Genomic DNA, 18,566 nt, shown 5'->3' with positions numbered 1-18,566 from the left:
CCGGCGGTAGGGGTGGTGAAAGGAGGGGGCCCTTGTTAACGCCTCCGGTAGAGGAAGGGCCCCTTGTTAACAACGCCTCGGCGCAGGGCGGCCCGCCCGCCGGCACCGGGCGGGCGGGCCGTGCCGGACGTCAGACGGTTTCGGCGTCCTCGCGCTCGGCGTCCTGCAACGGGGTGCCCTCGGGTTGGTCGACGGCGCGCAGGTGCTTGTTGTGGCGCGGCTCCTGCCGGGTCTTCGCGTCGTTGAGCTTGCGGCGCAGGTCGTCCCGGACGTCGTTGAGCGCGGCGTGCAGATCCTCCTCGGACGAGGTGGTGACGATCTTCTGCCGCCCGGCGATCCAGCACTCCAGGGTCACCTTCTGGCCCCGGGCCTCGCGATCCTTGACGGACACCTCCAGCTCGGTGGCGTCGGCGTGGAAGCCGGCGAGCCGGGCGTCCAGGGTCGCGAACTGCTCGGCGATCCAGTTGCGGTCGCCCTGGGAGAACCCGGCGCCGACCCGCAGGCACTCGGCCACGGTCGCGGGGTTCGCCACGGCGCTCATCGCGCTGCCTCGCGGACGTCTCGGAGAAGCATGGGAGCTCCCTTTCTCTCGGTTGATCAAGTACTTACCCAACCGGCGCGATTCCGGAACGCCTGCTTGCCGGCTCCACTCGATCGTGCGTCTTTGCAGCTCAGGCACGTAGGGCCGGTCGGCCTAGCAGATCGGGACCTTGATCAGGTGGTTGTCCACAGGGCGGCTCGTCATCCACAGGCCCGGGCCGGCGGGTGGCCCCGGGCCGGGCGTCCGGCCGACGCTCACCGGGACAAGTCGATCCCTGGGAGGGGCGATGTTCGATACGTACGTGACGATCGTCGGCAACGTGCTGACCGCGCCGGAGTGGCGCCGGACCACGCAGAGCGGGACGTTGGTGGCCAACTTCAAGGTCGCCTCGACCGCGCGCCGTCTCGACCGCGACAGCGGCCGCTGGGTGGACGGCAACAGCCTTCGGGTACGCGTCAACTGCTGGCGCCGCCTCGCCGAGGGGGTGGCCGCCTCGGTGGCGGTGGGTGATCCGGTGATCGTGGCCGGGCGCCTCTACACGCGGGACTGGACCGACGAGGCGGGCACCCACCGCACGCTCTACGAGCTGGAGGCGGTCGCCGTCGGGCACGACCTGTCCCGGGGCCGCGCCCGCTTCCTGCGTAACCAGCCGCGCGCGGCCACCAGCACGGTCGAGGACGCGGCGGCCGAGCAGCGGGTGCACGGCGAGGCGACCGAGCCGGTGCCGGACGCGCAGGCCCCGGCGACGTTCGACGACCGGCCCTTCGACGACGACTTCCCGCCGCCGGAGTACGGGGGCCGGGTCGGACTGGTCGGCACCGTCGAGCGGGTGGGCGAGCCCGACCCGTTCGACGACCGGCCCGGTGTGCGGCAGGCCGCCGGCTTCGACCCCGGGCCGGGCGGCGCGGAGGAGGACGAGCTGGGCGGCGTGGAGGAGGACGGGCCGGTGACGGCCGAGGACGACGAACTGGGCGAGGTCACGCCGCCGGAGGCCGACGGGCCGGGTGGTGCCGGACCGGGCGAGGGCGAGCCGGGCGGCGCGGGCCCGGGCGGTGCGGGCGGGACCGCGTCGGGGCGCCGGAGCAGGCGGCGTACCCCGGTGCCCGCCTGACTCTTCGTCCGACGGGGGCGCGGGGTGGTGACATCGGCGTCACCACCCCGCGGTACGACTAGGCTGGCCGGCCGGAGGTGGTGACGGGTGCGGCAGGCGACCGCCATGGCGAACGCGACCGGGTTGGTGGCGGGCTACGCGTTCGACGCGCTGCTCGGCGACCCCCGCCGGTGGCATCCGGTGGCCGGCTTCGGCCGGGCGGCCGGTGCGCTGGAACGGCGGGTCTACCGCCCCGACCGGACGGCCGGCGCCGCGTTCACCGCGCTCGCCGTCGGCGCGCCGGTCCTGCTCGGTGCCGCCGCCACGCTGGCGACCCGACGCCACCCGATGGCCCGGGCCGCGCTGGTGGCCGCCGGCACCTGGACGGTGCTCGGTGGGCGCACGCTGCGGCACGAGTCCCGGGTGATGGCACGGTCGCTGGGCCGCGCCGACCTGCCCGCCGCCCGGGCCCGCCTGGGCAACCTCTGCGGGCGCGACCCGTCCGCCCTCGACGAGCCCGAACTCGCCCGCGCCACAGTCGAGTCGGTCGCCGAGAACACCTCGGACGCCGTGGTCGCCCCGCTGGTCTGGGGCGCGGTCGCGGGCCTGCCCGGCCTGCTCGGCTACCGGGCGGCCAACACGCTCGACGCGATGGTCGGTCACCGCTCTCCCCGGTACGCCCGCTTCGGCACCCCGGCGGCCCGGCTGGACGACGCGCTGAACCTGGTGCCGTCCCGGCTCACCGGGCTGCTCACGGTGGCCGTCGCGCCGGTGGCGCACGGGGACCGGGCCGCCGCGTGGCACGTGTGGCGGCGGGACCGGGCGGACCACCCGAGCCCGAACGCCGGCCAGTGCGAGGCGGCCATGGCGGGCGCGCTCGGCGTCCGGCTCGGTGGGCGCAACGTCTACTTCGGCCGTGCCGAGACCCGGCCGTTCCTCGGTGACGGGCCCCGCCCCGAGGCGCGGCACCTGAAGCGTGCCGCCCGGATCTCCGGCGCGGTGGGTGTGGCGGCGCTCGGCCTGGCCGCGCTCTACCCGGTGACGGTCGGCCGCCTGGCCGGGGCCGCCGGCCGGGCCGCGCTGGGCGCGCTCACCCGGGCGGCCCGTGGCCCGGGCCGGGCGGCTCGCGCTTCGAGCAGCGCGGCCGAGGCGGGGAGCGGACACCGGGGGAGCGGGCGGTGAGCGGCGGGCTGCTGGTCGCCGGCACCACCTCCGACGCCGGCAAGAGCGTACTCACCGCCGGCATCTGCCGCTGGCTGCGCCGCCGGGGCGTCCGGGTCGCCCCGTTCAAGGCACAGAACATGTCGAACAACTCCGCCGTGGTGGTCGGCCCGGACGGTCGCGGCGGCGAACTGGGCCGCGCCCAGGCGATGCAGGCCGCCGCCTGCGGGCTCAACGCCGACCTGCGGTTCAACCCGGTTCTGCTCAAGCCGGGCAGCGACCACGCCAGCCAGGTGGTGCTGCTCGGCGAGGCGGTGGACACGGTCACCGCCGGCAACTACCACGAGGTACGGGCCCGGCTCGCCACCACGGCGTACGCGGCGCTGGCCGAGTTGCGGGCCGAGTACGACGTGGTGATCTGCGAGGGCGCGGGCAGCCCCGCCGAGATCAACCTGCGTGACGGCGACTACGTCAACATGGGGCTGGCGCGGCAGGCCGGGCTGCCCACGATCGTGGTCGGCGACATCGACCGGGGCGGCGTGTTCGCGTCGATGTTCGGCACCGTGGCCCTGCTCGACGCGGCCGACCAGGCGCTGCTGGCCGGGTTCGTGGTGAACAAGTTCCGGGGCGACCGCGGGCTGCTCCAGCCGGGGCTGGACATGCTGCACCGGGTCACCGGCCGCCCGACGTACGGGGTGGTGCCCTGGGCACTGGACCTGTGGCTGGACGCGGAGGACTCGCTCGCGTACGGGCGGGTGCTCGGCCGGCCGGCCGCGCCCCGGGGCACCGACTGGCTCGACGTCGCCGTGGTGCGGCTACCGCGGATCAGCAACGCCACCGACGTCGAGGCCCTCGCCACCGAGCCGGGTGTGCGGGTACGCCTCACCGTCGAGCCGGCCGAACTGGCCGCCGCCGATCTGGTGGTGCTCCCCGGCACCAAGTCGACCGTCGCCGACCTGGCCTGGCTGCGGGAGACCGGCCTGGCCGACGCGGTCCTGGCGCACGCCGCCGCCGGACGGCCGCTGCTCGGCATCTGCGGTGGCTTCCAGATGCTGGGCCGGGCGATCCACGACCCGGTGGAGAGCCGCCGCGGCACCGTACCGGGCCTCGGGCTGCTGCCCCTCGAGATCACCTTCGAGCCCCGCAAGACGGTCCGCCGGGCCGAGGGCACCGCCGCCGGTGACGTCCCGGTGCACGGCTACGAGATCCACCACGGCCGGGTCACGGCCGCCGACCCGGGACTCACTCCGCTGCTGCGCTACGCCGACGGCACCGGTGAGGGCGCCCGCCTCGGCGCCGTGCACGGCACGCACTGGCACGGCGCCTTCTCCTCGGACGCGTTCCGCCGCCGGTTCCTGACCGAGGTCGCGGAGGCGGCCGGACGCACCGGCTTCAAGGTCGCGCCGGACACGTCCTTCGCGGCGGCCCGGGAACGGACGCTCGACCTGCTCGGCGACCTGGTGGAGGAGCACCTCGACACGGACGCGCTGTGGCGGCTGATCGAGTCCGGCCCGCCGCCCGGACTGCCGTTCGTGCCACCCGGCGCGCCACCGGCACCGGGCGTCGTCCGGCCGGCGGCTGTGGGCCTGGCCGCCGTGAAGCGCGCGGCTCAGTAGCGCACGTCGGCCGGGCGGTCGGACATCGGCAGCCCGGCCTCCCGCCAGCCCTGCACCCCGCCGATCATGTCGGTGGCCTGCCGCAGCCCCAGCGTCTGGAGGCTGGCGGCGGCCAGGCTGGAGCTGTATCCCTCCCGGCACACCACGACGATCTCGCGGTCGTACCCGGTGGCCTCCGGGATGCGCCACGCGCTCGCCGGGTCGAGCCGCCACTCCAGCACCGTGCGGTCGATGACGATCGCGCCGGGCAGCTCACCCTCCTCGCGGCGCTGCGCCTCGGTACGCGTGTCGATAAGCAGCGCACCGCCACGGACCGCCTCGACGGTCTCGTGCGGGGTGAGCCGGCGGAGACCGGCGCGGGCCTGTTCCAGGAGGGCGTCGACGCCCGGACACATCACGTCATGGAGCACCCCCCGATGATGCCCAGCGCACCGCGCCGCCGCTCGGCGAAACGGTCCGCCCGGGTCGCAGTTTCCAGCGGACGGGGGAACGTTAGCGTCGGTCGGGTGAACGTCGCAGTGATCGAGGCGTACGCCGGGTTGGCCCGCCGCGTGCTGGCCGGTCCGGCGCGGTTGGGGCGTACCCGGCTGGTCGCCGTCGACGGGCCCAGCGGCGCGGGCAAGAGCCGGTTCGCGACGCGCCTCGCGGACGCCCTCGCGGCGCGGCCGGGCGGCGTGCGTCCGCCGCTGGTGCACACCGACGACCTGCTCGACGGCTGGGACGACCAGCTCACGTTCTGGACCCGGCTGGAGGAGCAGGTGCTCGGCCCGGTGCGGGCCGGCCGGGCGGGCGGCTACCGCCGCTACAGCTGGGTACGCCGCCGCTTCCTGGACCGGGTGGTGCCGGTGCCGGCCGGTCCGGTGCTGATCGTCGAAGGGGTGAGCGCCGCCCGCGCCGCGGTACGCCCCGAGCTGACGCTGTCGGTCCTGGTCACCGCGCCGGCCGAGCTGCGGCTGCGCCGGGCGCTGGCCCGCGACGGCGAGCAGATCCTGCCGGAGCTGCGCCGCTGGCACGCGGGGGAGCGGGCGCACTTCGCCGCCGACGGTACGGCGGCGGCGGTGGACCTGGTCGTCGACGGCGCCCCGGACCTGCCGCACGACGCGGACCGCTACTACACACGCGTGGGGCGGCGATCGGGCTCGGCCGACGTGGCCGGGTAAGGCCAGCATACGATTCCGGTCATGACCACTCCGATCCTCTCCGAGTCCGAGGTGCGGGCCGCCGTCGAGCGGGAACTCCCCGGCGTCCGGGCCGACCTCGAGCGACTCGTCCGTATCCCGGGCATCGCCTTCGAGGGCTTCGACCACTCGCACGTGGAGCGCTCCGCCGAGGCGGTGGCGGAACTGCTGCGCGGGTGCGGCCTCGACACGCGGATCGTCCGGTCCGGCGGCCAGCCCGCGGTGATCGGCACGAAGGCGGCCCCGCCCGGCGCGCCCACGGTGCTGATGTACGCGCACCACGACGTGCAGCCGGTCGGCGACCTGTCGCTGTGGGAGTCGGACCCGTTCGAGCCGGTGGAGCGCGACGGCCGCCTCTACGGGCGCGGCGCCGCCGACGACAAGGCCGGCATCATGGCGCACGTCGCGGCGCTGCGCGCGTACGGCGACCGCCTCCCGGTCGGCGTGGTGCTGTTCATCGAGGGCGAGGAGGAGTACGGCTCGGACTCGCTGGAGCGGCTGCTCGCCGAGCACCGCGACGACCTGGCCTCGGACGTCATCGTGATCGCCGACTCCACGAACTGGGACGTCGGCGTACCGGCTCTGACCACCTCGCTGCGCGGCATCGTCAACTGCTTCGTGGAGGTGCGCACGCTCGACCACGCGGTGCACAGCGGCATGTTCGGCGGCGCCGTGCCGGACGCGCTCACCGCGCTGGTGAAGCTGCTCGGCACGCTGCACGACGAGGCCGGTGACGTCGCGGTGGACGGGCTGGTCGGCCACGAGGGCGCCAGCGTCGACTACCCGGAGGACCGGTTCCGCGCCGAGGCCGGGCTGGTCGACGGCGCGACCCTGTTCGGCACCGGGCGGATCACCGACCGGCTCTGGACCAAGCCGGCGCTGGCGATCCTCGGCGTGGACGCGCCGTCCACCGGCGAGGCGCCGAACGCGCTGGTGCCGTCCGCGAAGGCGAAGCTGAGCGTACGGCTGGCGCCGGGCGACGACCCGAAGAAGGCGTACGCGGCGCTGACCGCGCACCTGGAACGGCACGCGCCGTGGGGTGCGCAGGTGTCGGTGACGTTCGAGCACGACGGTGCGCCCTGCGTGATCGACGCCTCCGGACCGATGTTCGACGCGGCCCGGTCGGCGTTCCGGACGGCCTGGGACGGCACCGACCCGGTCGACATCGGGGTGGGCGGCTCGATCCCGTTCATCGCCACGTTCCAGGAGATGTTCCCGCGGGCCGCGATCCTGGTGACCGGTGTGGAGGATCCGCACGCGCGGGCGCACGGCCCGAACGAGAGCCTGCACCTGGGCGAGTTCGCCCGGGTCTGCCTGGCCGAGGCGCTGCTGCTGGCCCGGGTGGCGGAGGCCGGAAACCGCGCCTGAGGTGTCGAAACCGTAACTTCGGGGCCGATGTCGGAGTTTGTGGTGTGTCGGCGGGCGGGGTGTTATAGCCTTTCGAACATGCGTACGAACGACGAGATGGAGCGGCTCCAGGCCGCCGTCCGTGCTCTGGGGGACGTCGACGTCTCCGCGTGGTCCGAGGACACGCTCAACGAACAGATCGGCGAGCTCTCCGCCGCCCTGGTCACGCTCGACGCGCTGCTCACCCGGGTCGCCGAGGGCGTGCGCGGGCGCGGCCTGCGCATCGAGGAACCGGTCTCGGCCTGACGTCGGCCCGGCGGCCCGGCACACCCGTGTGGTGTGCCGGGTCGCCGGATCCGCCCCGATGTCACAGCCGGCTGGCAGGATGTGGACGTGCGTTTCGCGGAGCTGGCGGCCACCTCGGCCGCGGTCGGCGCCACCAGCGGCCGTCGGGCCAAGGTGGAGCTGCTGGCCGCCGCGCTGCGCGGGCTGGAGCCGGGCGAGATCCCGGCCGGCGCCGGCTATCTCGCCGGTGAGCTGCGTCAGCGCCAGACCGGCGTCGGCTGGGCGGGCCTGCGTGACCTACCGCCGCCGGCCGCCGAGCCGACGCTCACCGTTGCCGCCGTCGACGCGGCGATCGAGGAGATCTCCCGCGTCGCCGGGACGGGCTCCCAGGCCCGGCGGCGGGAGCTGGTCGGCCGCCTCTTCGCCACCGCGACCGCCGACGAGCAGCGCCTGCTGACCGGCCTGTTCCGGGGCGAGCTGCGCCAGGGCGCACAGGCCGGGCTGCTGACCGACGCGGTCGCGCGCGCCGCCGACGTGCCGGTCATCGCGGTCCGGCGGGCCCTGCTGCTCGCCGGTGACCTGCGGGCGGTGGCGGTCGCGGCGCTCACCGGCGGCGCCGCCGCGCTGGCCGGGTTCGGGCTCCAGGTGGGCCGGCCGCTCGCGCCGATGCTGGCGCAGAGCGCGCCCTCGGTCGACGAGGCGCTCACCGCCACCGGCGTGCCGGCGGTGGTCGACGTCAAACTCGACGGCATCCGCATCCAGGTGCACCGTTCCGGGTCGGACATCGCGGTCTTCACCCGCAGCCTGGACGACATCACCGGCCGGCTGCCCCAGGTGGTGGCAGCCGTCCGCGCGCTGCCCGCCCGTGAGCTGGTGCTCGACGGTGAGGCGATCGGGCTGGACGCCGCGGGCCGGCCGCTGCCGTTCCAGGAGACGTCCAGCCGGGCGGCCCGGCGCACCACACCCAGCACCACCGGGCCGACGCAGGTCGCGCCCGCCGTGCTGGCCGCCGCCGAGCGCACCGGCGAACCGGTGCTCACGCCGTACTTCTTCGACCTGCTGCACCTCGACGGCGCCGACCTGATCGACGCCCCCGGCCGGGAGCGGTGGGCGGCCCTGGCCCGTGCGGTCGACGGTTCGCTGCTCGTCGACCGGGTCGAGGTGGACGACGCGGAGCAGGCCGCCACGGCGTTCGCCGCGGCTGTCGACGCCGGCCAGGAAGGGGTGGTGGTCAAGGATCCGGCCGCGCCCTACGACGCCGGCCGGCGCGGCTCGGCCTGGGTGAAGGTCAAGCCACGGCACACGCTCGACCTGGTGGTCCTCGCGGTCGAGTGGGGCAGCGGCCGGCGGGAGGGCTGGCTGTCCAACCTGCACCTCGGCGCCCGCGACCCGCGTACCGGCGAGTTCGTCATGCTCGGCAAGACGTTCAAGGGGCTCACCGACGAGCTGCTGCGCTGGCAGACCGAACGATTCCTGTCGCTCGCCGTGGAGAAGGGCGACTGGGTGGTGCGGGTCCGGCCGGAGCAGGTGGTCGAGATCGCGTTCGACGGGGTGCAGACGAGCAGCCGGTACCCGGGCGGCATGGCGTTGCGCTTCGCGCGCGTGCTGCGCTACCGCGACGACAAGACCGCCGCCGAGGCGGACACCATCGACGCGGTCCGCGCCATCCACGCCGGCCGGGTCACCGGCTGACGGCTCAGCCCGCCGACAGCGACCGGGCGTAGTTGACCTGGTTGTTGAGCTGCTGCACCTGGAACTGGTCGGTGACCGGGATCCGCGCGACGTACTGGTGCCCGCCGCTGCTCACCGTCACCTGCACGGTGCCGTAGTGCCGCGTCTCCTTGATCAGCAGGAACAGGAGGCTGAACACGGTCAGGCAGAAGAAACCGAGGATCGCGGCGACGACGGCCCACGGCGCGATCTTCTCCTCCTTCTGCCAGAAGTCGGTCACGTACCAGGAGGCGCCGGCGAGCGGCAGGACACCGGCCGGGGTACGGATGACCGGCGGCGTCACCATGATCTCGGCGATCTGCACCGCGACCGCCGACTGCGCGGGCGGCACCGGCCCGGCCGGCGGGTACGGCCCGGGCGCGCCCGCCGACCCGTGGAACGGCGCGACCGCCCCGGCCGGCGGCGCAGGCGGCGCCGAGAACTGGGCGGGCGGCGCGGAGAACTGCGGCGCGGCCGGGAAGTGCGCGGTGGACGGCGGGGCGGGGAACGGCGCGGTGGGCGCCGGGGTGACGGGTGCCTCCGGCGCGGCGATCACCGGGAACTGCTCGGTGGGCGGCGCGACGGCCGGCGGCATGGCCGACCAGGGGTCGTACGCGGGCGGCTCGGCGGCCGGGGGCGTCGTGGCGTCAGAGGTCACCGCGACCCCCACGATTGACGATCATCCGCGGACCCTACCAACGTCCCCGCCGCCCGGTGTGCCGCCGGGATCCACGGCCCGCCCCTGCGCGGAAACCTCATCGCTCGGAACGATATGCCTGAGAGGCATATTTATGCCTCTCAGGCATATCCGTCGTGAGGAGTCCTTCGTCGACGGCGGCTACGGCGAGTAACGGGCCCTGTGCCGAGGATCGACGAGGCGGGCCGTGCCCGGTGAGGCTCAGGCGGAGGTCGGGGCGGCCGGTTCGGCGGCGCGGTCCACCGGCCCACCCGGGGTGTCCAGCCCGGCCCGGCGGCGGGCCTCCCGGCGCGCCACCCAGCCGTAGCCGAACAGGCTCATCACCGCGAAGATCCACCACTGCCACACGTAGCCGAAGTTCTGCCAGTTGTTCGTGTGCCCGATCTGAACCGCCTGGAAGGCCGGGTCGGCCGGCGGCGTCTGGCCGTCGAGCAGCACGTAGCCGCCGGTCACCGGGTAGGGGAGCTGCTCGGCCAGGCGCGGGATGTCGATGCGCCGGGACTCCAGCTTGCCGTCGCGCCGGCTGACCGCGCCGCCGCCGCTCTCGCCGGCGACCACCCGGCCGGTCACAGTCACCTCGCCGGCCGGCGCCGCCGGCACCTGCGGCTGGACCGTCGCGCCGGCGCCCGGCACGGGCGGGATCCAGCCCCGGTCGACGAGTACCGCGGTGCCGTCGGCCAGCACCAGCGGGGTGAGCACCTCGAAGCCGACCGTCCGGTCGAGGGTCCGGCCGCGGATCAGGATCGTGTTCGTGCTGTCGTACCGGCCGGTGGCGGTGACCCGGCTCCAGGTGAGCTCCTCCGACGGCGCGGGGCCGACGTCGCCGCCGCTGGGCGCGGGCAGCGCGTCGCGCAGCGGCGCGGGGCTCATGGTGGCCCCGGCGTCGATCCGCTCGTTCACCGCCGTGCGGCCCCGGTAGCGGTCCAGCTGCCAGTTGCCCAGGAACACCATCACCGTGGCGGCGACGAGCGTGAGCGCGAGGTAGCCGAGCCAGCGCGGGGTCAGCAGGAACCGGTACACGTTGGCCAAGGCTACCCGTATGAGCGATGCCACTCGCCGCTGCCAGGCAGAAACGGCGGGGTGCGCGGCCCTCGCACGCCGGGCCGGACGGGTATGGTCACGCGGGCGGAAACCACCCACATCAGGAGTCGATGATGACCGACGTGCCGCGCGTCGTGCTGAGTGCGCCCTCCTCGGGGCACGGCACCGGCGCCGTCTCCCTCGGCCTGCTCGCGGCGCTCACCGACCGGGGGATCCCGGTGGCCGGTTTCAAGGTCGGGCCGGATCAGGTGGACGCGGCGTATCTGGGGCTCGCCGCCGGGCGCGCCGGGCGCACGCTGGACCCGAGACTGGTCGGCCCGGAGCGGATCGCCCCCCTCTTCGCGTACGGCGCGAACGGCGCCGGCTTCGCGCTGGTGCAGGGCACGATGGGCCTCTACGACTCGGTCGCCGGGCGACCGGAGAGCGAGTCCACCGCCGCCGTCGCCACCGCGCTGCGCAGCCCGGTGGTGCTCGTGGTGGACGTGGCCGCGATGGGTCAGTCGGTGGCCGCGCTGGTGCACGGCTTCCGGGCGTACGACGACGAGCTGTGGCTGGGCGGCGTGATCCTCAACCGGGTGGCCTCGCCCCGGCACGAGGCGCTGCTGCGCGAGGCGCTCGACGACGTGGGCGTGCCGGTCTACGGGGCGTTGCGCCGGCACGAGCTGCCCCCGGTGCTGCCCGCCCGCCGCTACGGCACCGGGCCCGTGGTGCGCGCCGACGCGGACGCCGAACGCGGCGTCCGCCGGCTCGGTGAGGCGGTCGCCGCGACCGTCGATCTCGACCGGCTGCTGGCGCTGGCCCGCTCCGCGCCCGCGCTCACCGTCGAGCCGTGGTCGCCGGAGCCGGCCGACGGCCCGTCCGAGCCGGGGAGCGGCCGGTGGTGGCGCTCGCCGGCGGGCCGGCCGGCACCTACAGCCACCCGGAGGTCGCCGAGCTGCTGCGAGCCGCCGGCGCCGAGGTGGTCACGCTCGACCCGCTGCGCGACGAGGCGCTGCCCGCCGGGGCCCGCGCGCTCGTCGTCGGTGGCGGGCTGCCCGAGACGTACGCGGAGCAGCTCTCCGCCAACCGCCGCCTCTGCATCGCGGTGGCCGAACTGGCCCGCTCCGGCCGTCCGGTGATCGCCGAGGGGGCGGGCCTGCTCTGGCTGGCCCGCGAGCTGGACGGCCTGCCCATGTGCGGGGTGCTCGACGCGGTCGGCACGGTCCGCGACGGCCTGGTGGTCGGCTACCGGACGGCCACCGCGGTCACCGACAGCGTGGTGGCGACGGCCGGCACCACGGTGACGGGGCACAAGCAGCACGCCGCCGTGCTGACGCCGCGCGCCGGTGACCGTCCCGCGTGGCGCTGGGAGGGTGGCAACCCGGAGGGCTTCGTCCGGCAGGCGGTGCACGCCTCGCAGCTCGTGCCGCACTGGGCCGCCCACCCCGGCATCGCGGCCCGGCTGGTGGCCGCCGCGCTGGCGCCGGTGGGGGCGTCGGCGTGATCGGTCAGGTGGCGGTACGCCGCTTCCCGGCGCTGACCGTCTCCACCCCGCGCATCGAGGTCCGGCACCTCGTCGCCGCCGACGCGGAGGCGATGGACGAGGTGTTCGCCGACCGGCAGACGCAGCGCTGGTTGCCGCTGGCCGACGCGTCCGGGCAGATCGACGGGCGGGCGTGGTGCACCGAGCTGGCCCGGCAGCGGCGGGACAGCGGCGACGGCGACCACTGGGCGGTGGTCCGCCGGGAGGACCAGCGGGTGGTCGGCTCGCTCTGGGCGCGCCGTACCGACTGGGGTGCCCGGCTCACCGAGCTGTCGTACGCGATCGCGCCGCACGCCCGGGGTTACGGCCTGGCGGTCGAGGCGGTGGACGCGGTGGCCATCGCGCTGATCCTGGAGCACGGGTTCCAGCGGGTGGAGCTGCGGGTGGCGGCCGGCAACGTGGCGTCGCGGCGGGTCGCCGAGAAGGCCGGCTTCAGCTACGAGGGCCTGCTGCGCAACGCCGGGTTCGTCCGCGGCGCCCGGGTCGACCTGGAGCTGTGGTCCTTCGTGGCCGCCGACCTCCGCTGAGCTCAGCCTTTCGCAACGTCGATCAAGGAGTTCGCGTCTGCGGATCGGGCGATCCGTGACGCAAACTCCTTGATCAACTACCCGGGCGCACCCCCGGGCGGAACTGGGTGGTGGGTGGGGCGGGTCAGCCGACTATCTGGTCCGAAGGTGGGGTGAACTGGCGGGTGGGCTGGCCCTTCAGGGAGTCCCGCAGGGTCTGCGCCACCGCGTTCACCGGGATCTGCGACTGCCCGTCACCCACCGCGTTGAACGGGTTGTCCGGGTCGGAGATGAAGCTCGCCGCCGCCAGCTCCGGCGTGTAGCCGACGAACCACGCCGACCGGGTGCTGTCCGTCGTACCCGTCTTGCCGGCGACCGGGCGGCCGACCGTACCGCGGACGCTGTCGGCCGTCGACCAGCCGCCGCAGCTTCCCTTGGCCGGGGTGTCGCCGGTCGGGCAGCGCGCCGCGTCGGTGGCGGCCCGGGCCGCGTCGGCGTTCACCACCTGCCGGCACCGGGGCTTCGCCACCTCCCGCTGCACCCCGCCGGGCGTGGTGTACGTGGCGGGCGTGCCGTCCCGGTTCATGATCGCGTTGACCGGGATGGCCTCGCAGTAGCGCCCGTCGGCGGCGATCGCGGCGTACGCGTTCGCCATCTCCAGCGGGGTGGCGTCGGAGACGCCGAGCGTGAACGCGCCCCACTTCTTCGCCTTCCCCGGCGACGCCTGTTCCTTGTCCACGTCGGTACGCCAGCGCAGCCCCAGTTGCTCGGCCAGGCGCACCCCGGCGTCGGCGCCGATCTTCTCCTCCAGCTGGACGAAGTACGTGTTCACCGACTTGCCGAAGCCGGACCACATGGTCTGCCGCCCGGTCATCGCGCCGCTGGCGTTCGACGGCGCCCATCCGTCGTAGACGGCCGACTTGTACGTGTGCGGCGAGTCGTACGCGGTGTTCAGCGGCATGCCGGCGTTGAGCGCGGCGAGCATCGGGAACATCTTGAACGTCGAACCGGCCTGGTAGCCCGGGAGCGTTCCGCCGCCGAGCAGCGGCGCCACCGTGTTCGGGTAGTTCGCCTTGACCTTCGGCCCGGCCTCCGGGTTCGAGCTGTTCGGGTTCTCGGCCAGGTCGAGCGAGTAGTTCCGGTTCACCGCCATCGCCTTGATCCGCCCGGTGCCGGGCTCGGCGACCACGATGCCGTTGGCGAACGGGCTGCCCGTGTTGTCCTTGGCGCCGACGTTCTTCTCCGCCGCCGCCTGGGTCTTCGGGTCGAGCGCGAGCACGATCCGGTAGCCGCCGCGGCGCAGCTTGTCCATCCGTTCCAGCCGGTTCTCGCCGAACGCGGGCTGGGAACTCCACCAGTTCTTCAGGTAGTCGCAGTAGAAGCCCCAGCTGCGGTGCCCGCCGTCGATCGCGGCGCAGTCGTTCGGCGGGTCGGTCAGCTTCAGCTTGATCGGCTGGCCCTTCGCCGCGGCGGCGTCGTCCGGCGACAGGTAACCGAGGCGGGTCATGTTGTCCAGCACGTAGTTGCGCCGGCCGGTGGCCTCCTTCTGGTCGGAGGTGATCGGGTCGTACTCCGACGGCGACTTCACCAGCCCGGCGAGCGTGGCCGCCTCGACCGGGGTGAGCGTGGCCGGGGTCTTGGAGAAGAAGATCTGCGAGGCGGCGTAGATCCCGTACGCACGGTGACCGAAGTAGGCCGAGTTGAGGTAGCGCTCCATGATCTGCTCTTTGCTCAGGTGCTTCTCGATGTCCAGCGCCATGCGCATCTCCTTGACCTTGCGCAGGCTGGTCTGCTGGGTCGCCTCCTGGACCTCCCTGGGCGTGGTCGCGCTGTCCCGCAGCGCCATCCGCACGTACTGCATGGTGATCGTCGAGGCGCCCTGGGAGACGCCGCCGGACCGGGCGTTGGAGACGAAGGCTCGCGCCACGCCCTTCGGGTCGACGCCGTGGTGCTGGTAGAAGCGGTTGTCCTCGGCGGCGACGATCGCCTGCTGGATGTTCGGCGACATGTTCTCGATCTTGGTGTACTGCCGGTACTCCTCGTAGAACATCGTCAGCACGGTCTTGCCGTCCGGCGCGTAGACGTACGAGGTCTCGGCCGGCAACGCGGTCTTGAGGATGTTCGTCTTCTGTTCGATCGCGTGCGCGGTGGCCTTGGCCCCGATGCCGGTGACGGCGACCAGCGGGTACAGGGCGGCGGCGACCACGATGCCGGCGATCAGCCCGGCACGGAGGAGAGGAACGAGACGGCCAGCGGAAGCAAGGGGACGACTGCTCACGGGGTCAAGCTATGACATTTCCGATTCGGAAATGAGAAGAACTCATAAACCGGCGGACCGTGACGCGACCCACGCCGGGATGCGCTGTCCCGGGCGGCGGCTACCCGGCAGGATCGCGGACATGCCCGCACCATCGACCGGGAGCGCCGCCGCGCTCGACGAGCCGGACCTGGGCCACCACGGGGACGCCGAGGTCACCCCCGGCCTGGTGGACCTGGCGGTCAACGTGCGCCGCGCCCCGATGCCGGACTGGCTGGCCGACCCGGTCACCGCCGCGCTGGGCGACCTGGCCGCGTACCCGGACCCGGCACCGGCCCGCGCCGCCGTCGCTCACCGGCACGGGCGACCCCCGGAGGAGGTACTCCTCACCGCCGGCGCCGCCGAGGGTTTCGTCCTGATCGCCCGCGCGTTGTCCGGTGTCCGCCACCCCGTGGTGGTGCACCCGCAGTTCACCGAGCCGGAGGCCGCGCTCCGGGCCGCCGGGCACCGGGTGGACCGGGTGCTGCTCGACCCCGCCGACGGCTTCCGCCTCGACCCGGCCCGCGTCCCCGACGACGCCGACCTCGTCATGATCGGCAATCCGACGAACCCGACCTCGGTCCTGCACCCGGCGGACACGATCGCCGCGCTGGCCCGTCCCGGCCGGGTGCTCGTGGTCGACGAGGCGTTCGCCGACACCACCGCCGCACCCGGCGTCGACGGCGAGCCCGAGTCCCTCACCGGGCGCCGCGACCTCCCCGGGCTGGTGGTGGTGCGCAGCCTCACCAAGACCTGGGGCCTCGCCGGGCTGCGGATCGGCTACCTGCTCGGCGACGCCGCGCTGCTGGCCCGGTTCGCCGCCGCGCAGCCGCTCTGGGCGGTCTCCACCCCGGCGCTCGCCGCCGCCACCGCCTGCGCCACGCCGGCCGCCGTCACCGCCGAACGCGCCATCGCCGCCGAACTCGCCGCCGACCGCGACCACCTGGTGACCCGCCTGTCCGGCCTGCCCGGGGTACGCGTGGCGGGCCGCCCGGCCGCCGCCTTCGTCCTGATCCACGTGGCCGGCGCCGCCGACGTACGCGAGCGGCTGCGCGCGCACGGCTGGGCGGTACGCCGGGGCGACACCTTCCCCGGGCTCGGCCCGGACTGGCTCCGGATCGCCGTACGCGACCGAAGCACCACAGACGCGTTCATCGAGACGCTGGCACGGATCCTGGAGGCATGATGCTGGAGTCCACCGTCGCGGCCGTCCGGCCGCTGGACGAGGCCGCCATGGCGGCGGCCCGCGAGTTGCAGGGGCGGCTGACCAAACCCGCCGGCTCGCTCGGCGCCCTGGAGCCGCTCTCGGTACGCCTCGCCGGGCTGGCCGGCGCCTGCCCGCCGCCGCTGCCCGAGCCGGCCGCGGTGGCGATCTTCGCCGGTGACCACGGCGTGCACGCCCAGGGCGTGACCCCGTGGCCGCAGGAGGTCACCGCGCAGATGATCGCCAACTTCCTGGCCGGCGGCGCGGTCGTCAACGCGTTCGCCCGGCAGGCCGGCGCCTCGGTCACCGTGGTGGACGTCGGCGTGGCAACCCCGATCCCCGGCGCCGAATCCGCCGACCCGGCCGGGCCGCGCCTGGTGTCCGCGAACGTCCGCGCCGGCACCCGCGACATGACTGTCACCGCCGCCCTCACCCGGGACGAGGCCCGTACGGCCGTCGAGACCGGCATCCGGGTCGCCGGCGAGCTGATCGACACCGGGGCGGGCATCCTGCTCACCGGCGACATGGGCATCGGCAACACCACCCCGTCGGCCACGCTCATCGCCGCGTTCTCCGGCGCGGACGCCGAGGCGGCCACCGGTCGGGGCACCGGGGTCGACGACGAGACGTACGCCCGCAAGTTGGCTGTGGTGCGGGCCGCGCTGGCCCGGCACGAGCCCGACCCGGCCGACCCGCTGGGCGTGCTGGCGAGCGTCGGTGGCCTGGAGCACGCCGCGCTGGCCGGCCTGATCCTCGGCGCCGCCGCCCGCCGGGTGCCGGTGCTGCTCGACGGCGTGATCGCGGTGAGCGCCGCGCTCGCCGCCGCCGCGTTCGCGCCGGACGCCGTGGGCGCCATGGTCGCCGGGCACCGCAGCGCCGAACCCGGCGCCACGGCGGCGCTGCGGCACCTCGGCCTGGAACCGCTGATCGACCTGGGCCTGCGGCTCGGCGAGGGCACCGGGGCGCTGCTCGCCCTGCCGGTGGTCACCGGCGCGGTCCGGGTACTGCACGAGGTCGCCACGTTCGACTCCGCCGGGGTGGCGGAGAAGTGACCGAGCCGGCCGGGCCGACGCCGCCCAGCCCGTACCCCCTGGGGTTGCGGCTGGGCGGACGGCGCGTGGTGGTCGTGGGCGGGGGAGCGGTCGCCACCCGGCGGGTCCCCGCGCTGCTCGACGCCGGCGCGGACGTGCTGCTGGTGTCGCCCGAACTGACCCCGGCGCTGCGCGCGCACGTCGACGCCGGACGGCTGCACTGGGAGCCGCGCCGGTTCGTCCCCGGCGACCTGGACGGCGCGTGGCTGGTCCAGGTGGCGGTGGACGACCGGGCCGCCGCCGCTGCCGTCAGCGCGGCAGCGGCCGAGCGGCGCATCTTCTGCGTACGCGCCGACGACCGGACGGCGGCGAGCGCGTGGACCCCGGCGGTGACCCGGCACGGCCCGGTCACCGTGGCGGTCCTCGGCGGCGGCGACCCCCGCCGAGCGATGGCGACCCGAGACGCCATCCGCGCCCTGCTCGGAAGGAAGGGCCCCCTGTTAACGCCTGCGGTAGAGGAAGGGGCCCCTCTTAACACCGGCGGGCGGGTCGCGCTCGTCGGCGCCGGGCCGGGCGACCCGGAGCTGATCACCGTGAAGGGGTGGCGACTGCTCACCGAGGCCGAGGTGGTCGTCGCCGACCGGCTCGTGCCCGGCCTGCTCCTGGACGAACTGCGCCCGGACGTCGAGCTGGTCGACGCCTCCAAGATCCCGTACGGCCCGTCGCGTGCCCAGGAGGAGATCAACCGGATCCTGGTGGACCGGGCCCGGGCCGGCAGGACGGTGGTCCGGCTCAAGGGCGGTGACCCGTACGTCTTCGGCCGCGGCGGCGAGGAGCTGCTGGCCTGTGCCGAGGCGGGCGTGCCGGTAACAGTGGTGCCGGGCGTGAGCAGCGCGATCGCGGTGCCCGAGGTGGCCGGGGTGCCGGTGACACACAGGGGCGTGGCGCACGAGTTCACAGTGGTCTCCGGGCACCTCGCGCCCGACGCGCCCGCGTCGCTGGTGCGCTGGGACGCCCTGGCCGGGCTGCGGGGCACGCTCGTGATCCTGATGGGCCTGAAGAACCTCGCCGCGATCGCCGCGACCCTGATCGCGCACGGCAAGCCGGCGGACACCCCGGCCGCGGTGATCCAGGAGGGCACCACCGCCGCCCAGCGGACGCTGCGCTCCACGCTGGGCGCGGTCGCCGCCGACGTCGAGGCCGCCGCGCTCCGCCCGCCCGCGATCGTCGTGGTCGGCGACGTCGTGCACGCCCTGACCCCCGCCACCCCGACCTGACCCGCCGTACGCAGCCTCACCCGCCCGAGCGCGTCGATCTTGCACTTTGTGCCCGCAGGATGCC

General features: G+C 74.9%; 16 protein-coding genes and 1 pseudogene. 12 read left to right on the top strand and 5 right to left on the bottom strand.

What is annotated here, in order from left to right; translation table 11 throughout:
- Positions 1-130: 130 nt before the first annotated feature.
- Positions 131-541: an HPF/RaiA family ribosome-associated protein gene (locus tag ACQP26_RS24270; RefSeq protein ID WP_269704486.1), complete on the bottom strand. Its 411-nt coding sequence runs from the start codon at positions 539-541 to the stop codon at positions 131-133.
- 286 nt (positions 542-827) lie between these two features.
- On the opposite strand from ACQP26_RS24270, the gene ssb reads away from it, so the two are divergent.
- From ssb to ACQP26_RS24255, 3 genes are all read left to right on the top strand, one after another.
- Entirely contained in the window at positions 828-1,652 is an 825-nt protein-coding gene (gene ssb / locus ACQP26_RS24265) for a single-stranded DNA-binding protein (RefSeq protein WP_433494083.1), read from the top strand.
- A gap of 87 nt (positions 1,653-1,739) precedes the next feature.
- The gene (locus tag ACQP26_RS24260; protein ID WP_433494082.1) at positions 1,740-2,813 is read left to right on the top strand and encodes a cobalamin biosynthesis protein; all 1,074 of its coding nucleotides are present in this window, start codon (positions 1,740-1,742) and stop codon (positions 2,811-2,813) included.
- On the top strand, positions 2,810-4,408 hold the full coding sequence (locus ACQP26_RS24255) for a cobyric acid synthase (protein WP_433494081.1): 1,599 nt from the start codon (positions 2,810-2,812) through the stop codon (positions 4,406-4,408). Before ACQP26_RS24260 ends, ACQP26_RS24255 begins: the two co-directional genes overlap by 4 nt.
- On the opposite strand, the gene ACQP26_RS24250 is transcribed toward ACQP26_RS24255, so the two are convergent.
- Positions 4,402-4,803, bottom strand: a complete 402-nt coding sequence (locus ACQP26_RS24250) for a rhodanese-like domain-containing protein (RefSeq protein ID WP_013288093.1) — start codon at positions 4,801-4,803, stop codon at positions 4,402-4,404. The genes ACQP26_RS24255 and ACQP26_RS24250 overlap by 7 nt on opposite strands.
- 111 nt (positions 4,804-4,914) lie before the next feature.
- Here ACQP26_RS24250 and ACQP26_RS24245 point away from each other — a divergent pair, with 111 nt between their 5' ends.
- The 4 genes from ACQP26_RS24245 (at position 4,915) to ACQP26_RS24230 (ending at position 8,910) form a co-directional block, all read left to right on the top strand.
- Positions 4,915-5,568 (top strand): uridine kinase family protein, encoded by a 654-nt coding sequence (locus ACQP26_RS24245; protein ID WP_433494080.1) that lies wholly within the window; start codon positions 4,915-4,917, stop codon positions 5,566-5,568.
- Between the two features lie 21 nt (positions 5,569-5,589).
- Positions 5,590-6,954, top strand: coding sequence for a dipeptidase (locus ACQP26_RS24240; RefSeq protein ID WP_269704490.1), 1,365 nt, complete (start codon positions 5,590-5,592; stop codon positions 6,952-6,954).
- A gap of 78 nt (positions 6,955-7,032) precedes the next feature.
- Complete coding sequence (locus tag ACQP26_RS24235) at positions 7,033-7,239, top strand: hypothetical protein (RefSeq protein ID WP_030273275.1); 207 nt, start codon at positions 7,033-7,035, stop codon at positions 7,237-7,239.
- Between the two features lie 87 nt (positions 7,240-7,326).
- On the top strand, positions 7,327-8,910 hold the full coding sequence (locus ACQP26_RS24230) for an ATP-dependent DNA ligase (protein ID WP_433494079.1): 1,584 nt from the start codon (positions 7,327-7,329) through the stop codon (positions 8,908-8,910).
- A 4-nt stretch (positions 8,911-8,914) separates the two neighbouring features.
- Here ACQP26_RS24230 and ACQP26_RS24225 read toward each other — a convergent pair whose 3' ends face one another.
- The gene (locus ACQP26_RS24225) at positions 8,915-9,586 is read right to left on the bottom strand and encodes a hypothetical protein (RefSeq protein WP_433494078.1); all 672 of its coding nucleotides are present in this window, start codon (positions 9,584-9,586) and stop codon (positions 8,915-8,917) included.
- A 240-nt stretch (positions 9,587-9,826) separates the two neighbouring features.
- Entirely contained in the window at positions 9,827-10,645 is an 819-nt protein-coding gene (locus tag ACQP26_RS24220) for an SURF1 family cytochrome oxidase biogenesis protein (RefSeq protein ID WP_433494077.1), read from the bottom strand.
- A gap of 134 nt (positions 10,646-10,779) precedes the next feature.
- On the opposite strand from ACQP26_RS24220, the pseudogene ACQP26_RS24215 reads away from it, so the two are divergent.
- A pseudogene (locus ACQP26_RS24215) lies at positions 10,780-12,149 on the top strand (cobyrinate a,c-diamide synthase).
- Positions 12,146-12,715 (top strand): GNAT family N-acetyltransferase, encoded by a 570-nt coding sequence (locus ACQP26_RS24210; RefSeq protein ID WP_135241673.1) that lies wholly within the window; start codon positions 12,146-12,148, stop codon positions 12,713-12,715. The pseudogene ACQP26_RS24215 and the gene ACQP26_RS24210 overlap by 4 nt, the downstream one beginning before the upstream one ends.
- Positions 12,716-12,839: 124 nt before the next feature.
- Here the strand turns inward: ACQP26_RS24210 and ACQP26_RS24205 are convergent, their stop codons facing one another.
- Positions 12,840-14,972 (bottom strand): transglycosylase domain-containing protein, encoded by a 2,133-nt coding sequence (locus ACQP26_RS24205; protein WP_433494076.1) that lies wholly within the window; start codon positions 14,970-14,972, stop codon positions 12,840-12,842.
- Positions 14,973-15,093: 121 nt separating this feature from the next.
- On the opposite strand from ACQP26_RS24205, the gene cobC reads away from it, so the two are divergent.
- Genes cobC through cobA form a run of 3 tightly spaced genes read left to right on the top strand, consistent with a single transcriptional unit; the run spans position 15,094 to position 18,502 of the window.
- On the top strand, positions 15,094-16,176 hold the full coding sequence (gene cobC, locus ACQP26_RS24200) for an Rv2231c family pyridoxal phosphate-dependent protein CobC (RefSeq protein ID WP_269704496.1): 1,083 nt from the start codon (positions 15,094-15,096) through the stop codon (positions 16,174-16,176).
- The gene (cobT, locus tag ACQP26_RS24195; RefSeq protein WP_433496192.1) at positions 16,176-17,246 is read left to right on the top strand and encodes a nicotinate-nucleotide--dimethylbenzimidazole phosphoribosyltransferase; all 1,071 of its coding nucleotides are present in this window, start codon (positions 16,176-16,178) and stop codon (positions 17,244-17,246) included. Before cobC ends, cobT begins: the two co-directional genes overlap by 1 nt.
- Complete coding sequence (cobA, locus tag ACQP26_RS24190; RefSeq protein WP_433494075.1) at positions 17,243-18,502, top strand: uroporphyrinogen-III C-methyltransferase; 1,260 nt, start codon at positions 17,243-17,245, stop codon at positions 18,500-18,502. The genes cobT and cobA overlap by 4 nt, the downstream gene beginning before the upstream one ends.
- The last annotated feature ends 64 nt before the right edge of the window (positions 18,503-18,566 follow it).

Origin of the sequence: Micromonospora sp. CA-248089 (assembly GCF_050948515.1) — a bacterium.
Classification (GTDB): domain Bacteria; phylum Actinomycetota; class Actinomycetes; order Mycobacteriales; family Micromonosporaceae; genus Micromonospora.
This window is presented reverse-complemented; position numbering and strand designations above follow the sequence as displayed.